Below are 8762 nucleotides of genomic sequence, written 5' to 3'. Positions count from 1 at the left end.
CTGCAGTCGCAATGGATTCAGATTCGACTTTTTGAAGCTCGACATTCGTCATACTTCTCTTTGCAATTTCATCAGAGCTAACCGAGTTTTGATTCAAAATACTTCGCACCTCAGCAACTTCTTTAATTAAGCCATGAAGTTTTGCAACAAAGCTATCAAAAGAGTTAGAGAGATCTGCAATTTCATCACCACCTTGAGCGTTGATTCTGTGGGTTAAATCCCCGCTGCCATTAGCAATATCACGCATTGTATAATTAATTCTTTGAATACGATTGATGATACTTTTCCCCACGATAGCAAGTAACAGCGTAATAACCAACGCAATCACTCCACCGAAAGCCTCTAATTTTCTTTTTTCTTTAACAGATGCCGCTCTAATTGCCATATCTAAATCAAGCTGCTGCTGGGTAATCAATACCTCAAGCTCATGAACCTTGGCTCTGAGTTGCCCATGAAGCCCTTGAGTTGGCAATAAACCCAGTTCAGAGTATGCGCTGATAAGTTCAATAGCAAGAGCTCGGTAATTTTGAAACGAACCAGCGACCGACTGACTGTAGCTCTGTTCAAAGTCTTGAAGAGCTTGCATGAACACAACTTCATTATCCTTATCAATCCAAGCTAAATAACTGAGATCACTTTCTATCATCTCTAAAAGAGCTAGCTTTAACTTTGGATCAGCAAGAGTGATAACATCAGATTTCAGTTGCGTACGCGCTACCTCTAAGCGACTCAACAAGCTACTGCCTTCTGATGAATAAATATAGGTTACACGCTCAACTAACTGCTTAAATGCAATGTGGTAATCACTCAAATATTGCAAAGCTAAAGGAACAGAGCTATCGAGCACTAAACCATGCTCAGTAATAGACTCATCCAAAGCTTGAAGACGACTTGTTAAGCCTTCATGGCTTTGCTTAAATCTTTCATAGTACTTAAAGTCTTTGCGAGCTAAAAAGTCTTTTTCATGCCGACGCAGCATCAACAAATCAGCCTCAGCCGATAAATTCTGGAGTGACGTATTTTCTAACTGATGTAAGTTATTTAGAGTTGCCAGTTGAAGAAAGCCATAGAGAACAATAGAAATAACCAGCATACAGCTAATGAAATACAATTTAGCTCGGATAGTTACTTTATGAAAAGCTACTTGAAGATTGAGTAAAAACATAACACCCCTACTAAGATGCTGAGTTTAATGTAAAAAGCTTAATAAAATAAGAAAAAAAACAATTAAATTCAACCAGTTATATAATCTTAGATGATTCTTATCGTTAATTTGCGAAAGAACATTGCTCACCGAATGCAGACTTTCGAGCACACAATTGCATCAACACTCTCTCGTAAAATTTAAGATCAACTAATGTGTAACAAATTCGTGACATATCGTTAATCATACGTTACATTTTAATGGAATGGAATCTTTTAAATGAACAAACGGTGGTGTGTATGTTTAGATTTAGAGAACTTGACAATTCGCAAACAGTTGAACCTATTGCTTGTCCTTCCCTTACGGCTTACGCACCTTCATTGCGATAACTCTCTCTAAAAGGAGCTCTATAGAAGACAATCGAAAGTGAGAATATGATCGAACATACATATGAGGGGAAGTCATTGATTTCATCGCTCAAACCTTGGCTCATTTTATAAACTGATAAAAATCAATTAAACAAGGATTTACTGTTGTCGCCGATGAAGTTCGAGTGCAGGGAAGCAAACGCAAGTCACAAGTTTTTGCTAGTAGCATAAATGGTATAATATCAGAGTTTATCTGACTTAAGTACAATGGTGGCGACCTAAACAGAACATGCATATAATTAATGACCTATCAAGAAAACACCATTGGAATCACTTGATATACTAGAAGAAATAGAAAGCATTAATCATAAGACTAACCAACTAAAGGTTGAAATGTCCAAATTGAAAAATAACAAGCCGAATGAATAATATAATAAACGCACTTTATTTTGAAATTGTGAAGATAAGTAAAAAACACCCTAACATATCTAGACTATCAGTCGCACTCGTTAGGGATGGTTATTTGCATAATTTTTTCGTGTGGGATAATACAAAAAACACACCAACTAACTTTCCTAAAAAGAAAATAGGGAAAGACTCAAATTTAGGCGATATAATAATATCAAATGACATAACTGTATCCGGTAATCACAAATCAAAGATGAGGTTACCTTTTTATATTTCAGGGAATCTACTGGGCGTTATTTATTTAAATTCAAAAACAGAGTTTTTTTTCCAAGAAAACTTCAAAGAAATAAACAATGAAGTAGAAAATTTAAAAAAAACACTAAAAGAAAACTTATTGAAATACTTATCTTTTAAAGAAAAATCTTATGGCATTTTAATAGAATCACAAAAAAAAGACATAGAGACATATAAACACTTAATTAGAGTAAAAAGCTACTGTTACTTATTAGCTAGTGAGTATGAAAAAAGGTATAGCTCTGAAAAAATCAACCCGTTTTTGATATCTGAATACTCAACATACCACGACATTGGTAAAATTAACATTCCTGATGATATTTTATTATTTACAGGAAAGTATAGTAGTGAGCAACGAGCTATCATGAATCAACATTGTCAGTTCGGCGTTCAAATAATTAAAAACATAATACGAGATAATAACCTAAACAGCATTGACACCCAGGTTATGACAAATATCATACTTCATCACCATGAGCGCTGGGATGGTCATGGCTACCCTAAAAAATTAAGAGGTAGTGAGATACCAATAGAAGCTCGTATTGTAACGATTTGTGATGTTTTTGACGCACTGATTTCAAAGCGCCCATACAAAGAACCTTGGCCTAAAGATGATGCTATATCATTTATCAAATCTCAAAGTGGGAAGATATTTGATCCCGAACTGGTATCGATTTTCGTACAAAAACAAAACGATATGTATTCCTTTTATCAAGAGCAAATGGATTAGACCCTAATTAGATTGACGAAAACTCACTCTCCCACACTTTTATAGGGAGAGTGCAGTTGTTAACCCCTATAACTTAACCCAGCCATTACAGCTCAATTAAAGCTTTAATACTTGGCATCATCTTCTTTGTTATTTGGTAACCGGCTTCAATAGCTTCAGATTTAGAATCGAAATCAGCAAAACTACTTGGCTCATAATCCATATTGATAACCAAATCCGCACTATTCATTTCCTCTTCAGAAAGACGGCAGCTCTGCATTCTAATTGTTGCTATCACTACCTCCCCAGCAGAGGCATCGGGGGTGAGAGACTTTTGATTGTGACAATAAATGTCAACCGCAATAACCTTATTTGCCCCCATCTCTCGCAAAGGGTAAACAGGAACCACACTGAGCAAGCCACCGTCAACAAGAACATCTCCTTGATAGTCAATAGCAATAACCGCTCCAGGAATAGATGATGAAGCCTGCACTGCATGTCCTGGGTTTCCAGAATGAATCACAAATATTTCTTTATTTGTTAAGTTTGTTGCTGTGATAGCCAAAGGAATTGGCAGACTAGAAAGATCATCATAATTGACATGCCGATTAATCCAATCTGAAAGTTTTTTTCCGTTAATAGCGCCTTGAGACGACAAAACGAAGTCCAAGACATCTCTAGCTTCAAGGTCATACACTATGGTTTCAATTTCGGCATAAGTCATACCGGATGCATATAAAATAGCAGCAATTGAACCGGCAGAACTTCCAGAAACAAGATTCGCCTTAAGCCCTTCTTCTTCCAGGGCTTTAATTACACCCAAATGCATAAAACCACGAACACCACCGCCACCAAACGCGATACCAATATTATAAGCTTTCGTTGCATTCGTATTTGCTAAAGTAGAGCTAAGTTCATCATATTTATTAGGAGATGAGCACCCCCACAAAAGAGCGACAATCATCATCACTATGGTGTACTTTTTCATTGACACACTCCCTTCTCTGCTTATTAACATAAACCTTTCTACGTTTTGAAAAGGCTCATATTACACGACAGCCCCTGCAAACCTATGAAAAATAGGTAAGATGATTATAACCTTAAATCAACTTTTAGAATAAAAAGGGATAAATGCAATCAAAAATGGCATCAGTGTAATATGATCAATTCAATGACTACTGCCAAACCGCCTCTCCTTAGAAATGGTCTAAGCCCCCCAAGCCCACTACATCAAATTAGTCATTTTGGCTATAGCTAAAATGTCAAAATAATCTATAGTTTTTGAAACTTCCAGTAAAACTGAACGAGTGGTAGTTTGATAGGTTAGAACTAATAAACTGGTTATGATAAAGATCATGATAAAAGCCCCTACATTCAAAGGTAAAGCCTCTAAGCGTCTGCATATAATGGCAAAGCCAATTGGTCCAATCTGTAACTTAAATTGCTCATATTGCTACTACCTAAGCAAACAAAACTTACTTGAGTACAACAAGGGTAAGTCACCACGAATGAACGAGCACGCCTTAGAGTCTTATATTCGTCAGTATATTCATGCTCAAAACACCCCAGAAATCGTTTTTTCTTGGCAAGGGGGAGAGCCTACAATGCTAGGGTTAGACTACTTCAAGACGGTGGTGGAGTTACAAGAAAAATACAAACCAGAAGGTGTCGTTATTTATAATGATTTACAAACGAATGGGACTTTATTAAACGATCATTGGTGCACTTTTCTAAAATCCCATAACTTTCTCGTTGGGTTAAGTATTGATGGCCCTGAAAAAATGCACAATATGTATAGAAGAAACAAAGCAGGACGCGGGACTTTTCGAGAAGTAATGAATGCAGTAGAGCTTTTGCATAAGCATAAAGTCTCATTCGCAACACTAACATGCATTAATAATATCACTAGCCGTGATCCTCTCAGCGTTTATCGTTTTTTACGAGATGAGGTTCGCTCAACGCAACTTCAGTTTATCCCGATTGTAGAAAAAAAAGACTTTCATATAACAGCACCACAAACTTCATCACATCAAGAACAACTCAAACAAGGAGACAAAAGGCTGATACCAGGGAATAAAAATTCAATAGTTGAATCCTGGTGTGTGAGTGACGAAGCATGGGGGAACTTCCTTATTGAAATTTTTAACGAATGGATTAAAAATGATCTAGGAAAGATTAGTGTTCCTTATTTTGATGCATGTGTTGAATCATGGAGAGGCGCACCTAACCCACTTTGCACCTTGGCGGACATTTGTGGCAAAGGTTTAGCCATGGAAGCGAATGGTGATGTTTTTAGTTGCGATCACTATGTTTACCCTGAATACAAAATTGGCAATATTCACACTCAAAAACTGGAAGACTTCGCTTATGGTCTACCGCAACAAAAATTTGGCTTTAACAAGAGCAAAACACTCACGAGTCAATGCCAACAATGTAACTACCTTTTTGCTTGTTATGGAGAATGCCCTAAAAATCGCTTCATCCAGACACGAGAAGGGGAGCCGGGTTTAAACTACCTGTGCGCAGGTTGGAAAAAGTTCTTTGCCCACGCAGATAAAGGGATTAGCTTCCTTCTACGAGCAACGGGGAATCCTGTTATCAATGGAAAGCATCAAGAATAAGGTAATCCTCACAAAAACCACCCCATACATATTGTACAGAACTCATACTCAACGGTTTTGAGAGTTATTAATTGCCTCTAGAGCGCTCTTGTAAAGAGCGTCATAGGAGAGGCTTTTCAAGTCTATAGGATTAGCAAATGCTCGAATCACCTTGTCACAATCCTGAATTAAAGAATCCACCTGAAACCTACCATAGCCACAAGGCCATACATCAGATAAAAGCCTCACTATATTGATCCTTATTGATACTAAAGTTGGGTAGACTCTTGAAATATTAATATAATTAAGTATCAAATCACCTTTATCACTGCTTCCAAATGCATCTTTCTGATGCTGCAACCACTCAACTTTCTCTTCATGACAACGAATAGATTTTAAATTGAGTAGATTTAATGACTCAAGTAGCGACTCACTATGGTTTTTCGATGACTTTCTGCTAATGGTAGCAAGATACGAGTTTTCCATCATAGGTATGAAACTTATAAAATATGAGTCATATGAAAAGTGCAGAAAAAGCCAACTTAAATATACAAGATCATAGAAATCAAACTCATCAGTTTTTTGGGCTCTTTTATACGCATCCTGAAACAAAACTACAGCTTCAGAGTAGTTCCCTAATATCATCATTAGGTGCGACATAAGAAAATCAAGATTAATTTTAACAAAATCATCATTTATTTTATAAAGATCATTTAATATCCCTTGACTCTTTTTTAACTCGATCTTTAATTTTGAATTAGAGTGAGAGCTTGAAACAAACTGAAAAGTTCGTCTTAAATAGTTGATATCAAGCCAAATACTCTTCCTGTATGTTTCTTGATTGACATCCCTAAATCTCTTGTAGTAATAATATGAATTTTCAAAATCATCAATATAGATAGATAAGTTTGATATTATCAACTCTCTTTCTGAACAGCCTCTCGTTAGTTTATTAACATCAATTAACTGCGTAATAGAAGCAGGGATATTATTTGTGAGTACCTCAATGCTGGCCATCTCTTTCTTTGCGTCAATGCTATCCGGATTTTGGCTTAAAACAAACGAAATTAATTTTCTTGCTTTATCTAAGTCACCACTATTCTTCAACGCATTCGCCAAACCAAGCTTAACCCAATCGTGACTGCAGCTGAAGTAAAGTTCTTTATAAAACTCTGCTGCCTCTCCCCAGCGCTTCATCAGCCTCAAAAATATACCTTTCTCTCTATTGATAGCCATCTTATAAGCAGGATACTTCACAAATAATTCATCACAAACTTTAACTGCCTCTTCATATTTATTTTGACGTTTTAATTTATAAATACTTTGCAATCTCTGCCGTTTATTTATCGATTTCACAAGCCTTTCTTTAAGCATCTCATAGTTAAATGGTTTTAAAATATAATCATCAATCGACATTTCAAGAAGACTATTAAAGGTCTCTTTTGTACTATCACCTGTAATCAAGATAAAGGAAGAGTTGTCTTTCAAACACTCATAATGAAGCAACTCCTCTAGTATTTGTTTACCATTTAAGTGCTGATTAAAATTAAAATCACAAATGACCACATCAAACTCATCTCTTCGACAGATTGTCACTCCAGCTTTGGGCTTCTGACTGAATAAAATGTTTTTATCATTAAACCCAATTTTAGACAACATCCCACTAACAGTAGACAGCACAACTGAAGAATCATCGAGTATCAAAACTTTCTTTTCACTTAAACTCAACCAGACAACTCCTATTTAATAGCCACTCGACTCGGGCAACTGAATAAACCTGACATTTAGGCCTATTTTTTCCAAATCTAAAGTGAGTTTATTTGTAAGGTATTTAGAATCTACATCTTTCATCAGATAAAGAACGTCCCCGCTGATGGCATATAACACTTTATTTTTAGGAAGCAAGAAGAAAAAAACCAATTTAGAAAGTTCAACATTTAATTCGTCACCTGTGATTTGGTAAGCATCACATAAATGAGAGTCGATCATTTCAAAGTTTCTTGGCGGGATCCTTGATGAGAGTTTAGATATAACTCGACCTAATCTAGAAGTATCATTAGACAAAACTTTTATTTTACTTTCTAACCGTGTTCGAATCTTAAACTCTGCATTTGACCTAAGATGGTGTATAATTGAAGTCAAAAATAAAAGAAAACAAACAACAACAAAAGCCACCATCGAAATCCATAGGTCTTGACTGGATTTATCATAAACCTCTTTTATATTTTTATTCGACGCTTCAATATCTTCGATGATTTTCAAGGTACTTTTATTGTTAAATTGAACTAAATTATCTAAGTATAAAACACCAGCGCCCGCATTATTTTTAATCACCTCTAACGCTTTGTTATAGTGCTCAATCATACGCATTAAATCAGCGTGATTTTTAAGTATTGCAGCATCATTAATCCCTGCAATAAGTGCGTCTAATCTTTGGAGATTATGCACATTAGATTTCGCTTTTTGATAATCAGCAAGGTCTCTTCTTAAAAGAAAGTTTTTGAAGTTATGGATAAGTCCTCCATACCCCATATCTTTAATGAGAACCATCGAGTAAGAGTCAGATCTGTCCCGAAGTATCTTCGTTCTGTCCAACGCTCCTTTTTGGGAGGAAAGGTAAATAGCCCCGATAACAAAAATCACAAGATAAACGACAGAAAACAGGGGGGATGACTTTTTCAAATTAACCTTCTCCAAAAACTAATCACAACGAATAGCAACACTGCCAAGACTCAAACATTAGTGATGAAATCACGGACTAAGTATTTCTATACCTTGTCGTATGATCAAGTGGTTTCTCCCAAAACCTTGCCTAAAAAAACGTAAGCGCCAATAACTCCGCATTCTTTTCGCTCTGAATATGAACCTTGATAATGACCACTGTCATTACTCATACAAGGTTCGGTCATGTCTACACTCCAACAACATTGGCAGCATCATATCGATGCGTGGCAACAAACCCAGCTCTCTCAAGCGCAATACTGCCGCTCTCACCAACTCGACCAAAGTCAGTTTAGCTACTGGAAACATAAAGTATTGGGCGCGTCCAACACAAGCACCTTCCCACCGTTTACCTCTACCGTGACCCCATCGATTTTAGAAAATCACATAATGGGTCGCGGTAGGAATGGCAGTCACCTGCCACCCCCCGCACAGATCCGGACGTGCGCTACTAACGCATCCGGCTCCTACCTCGAGTCATACCGTCAAATCGCTTATCAGGGTATGGATGCATTATT

Annotated in this window: 7 protein-coding genes; 3 read left to right on the top strand and 4 right to left on the bottom strand. The window is 36.6% G+C overall.

Translation table 11 applies throughout. The features are described 5' to 3' along the window. Nucleotides 1-1165: methyl-accepting chemotaxis protein (locus tag H5300_RS24165; RefSeq protein ID WP_182797099.1), on the bottom strand; the 1165-nt coding region annotated here is incomplete at its 3' end. A gap of 768 nt (nucleotides 1166-1933) precedes the next feature. On the opposite strand from H5300_RS24165, the gene H5300_RS24160 reads away from it, so the two are divergent. Next, nucleotides 1934-2944: an HD-GYP domain-containing protein gene (locus H5300_RS24160; RefSeq protein ID WP_182797098.1), complete on the top strand. Its 1011-nt coding sequence runs from the start codon at nucleotides 1934-1936 to the stop codon at nucleotides 2942-2944. Nucleotides 2945-3029: 85 nt separating this feature from the next. Here the strand turns inward: H5300_RS24160 and H5300_RS24155 are convergent, their stop codons facing one another. Then, nucleotides 3030-3911 carry a patatin-like phospholipase family protein gene (locus tag H5300_RS24155; protein WP_210447872.1) on the bottom strand — a complete coding sequence of 294 codons (882 nt, stop codon included), beginning with the start codon at nucleotides 3909-3911 and terminating at the stop codon, nucleotides 3030-3032. A gap of 367 nt (nucleotides 3912-4278) precedes the next feature. On the opposite strand from H5300_RS24155, the gene H5300_RS24150 reads away from it, so the two are divergent. Further along, on the top strand, nucleotides 4279-5544 hold the full coding sequence (locus tag H5300_RS24150) for an anaerobic sulfatase maturase (RefSeq protein WP_246856280.1): 1266 nt from the start codon (nucleotides 4279-4281) through the stop codon (nucleotides 5542-5544). Between the two features lie 48 nt (nucleotides 5545-5592). Here the strand turns inward: H5300_RS24150 and H5300_RS24145 are convergent, their stop codons facing one another. After that, entirely contained in the window at nucleotides 5593-7251 is a 1659-nt protein-coding gene (locus tag H5300_RS24145) for a response regulator (protein WP_182797097.1), read from the bottom strand. 15 nt (nucleotides 7252-7266) lie between these two features. Beyond that, complete coding sequence (locus H5300_RS24140) at nucleotides 7267-8205, bottom strand: hypothetical protein (RefSeq protein ID WP_182797096.1); 939 nt, start codon at nucleotides 8203-8205, stop codon at nucleotides 7267-7269. Between the two features lie 225 nt (nucleotides 8206-8430). Here H5300_RS24140 and tnpA point away from each other — a divergent pair. After that, nucleotides 8431-8762 (top strand): IS66 family insertion sequence element accessory protein TnpA (gene tnpA, locus H5300_RS24135; RefSeq protein ID WP_182797102.1); only part of this gene is annotated, 332 nt, incomplete at its 3' end.

The sequence above is a fragment of the Vibrio sp. SG41-7 genome (genome assembly GCF_014164465.1).
In the GTDB taxonomy this organism is placed as follows: Bacteria; Pseudomonadota; Gammaproteobacteria; order Enterobacterales; family Vibrionaceae; genus Vibrio; species Vibrio splendidus.
This window is presented reverse-complemented; position numbering and strand designations above follow the sequence as displayed.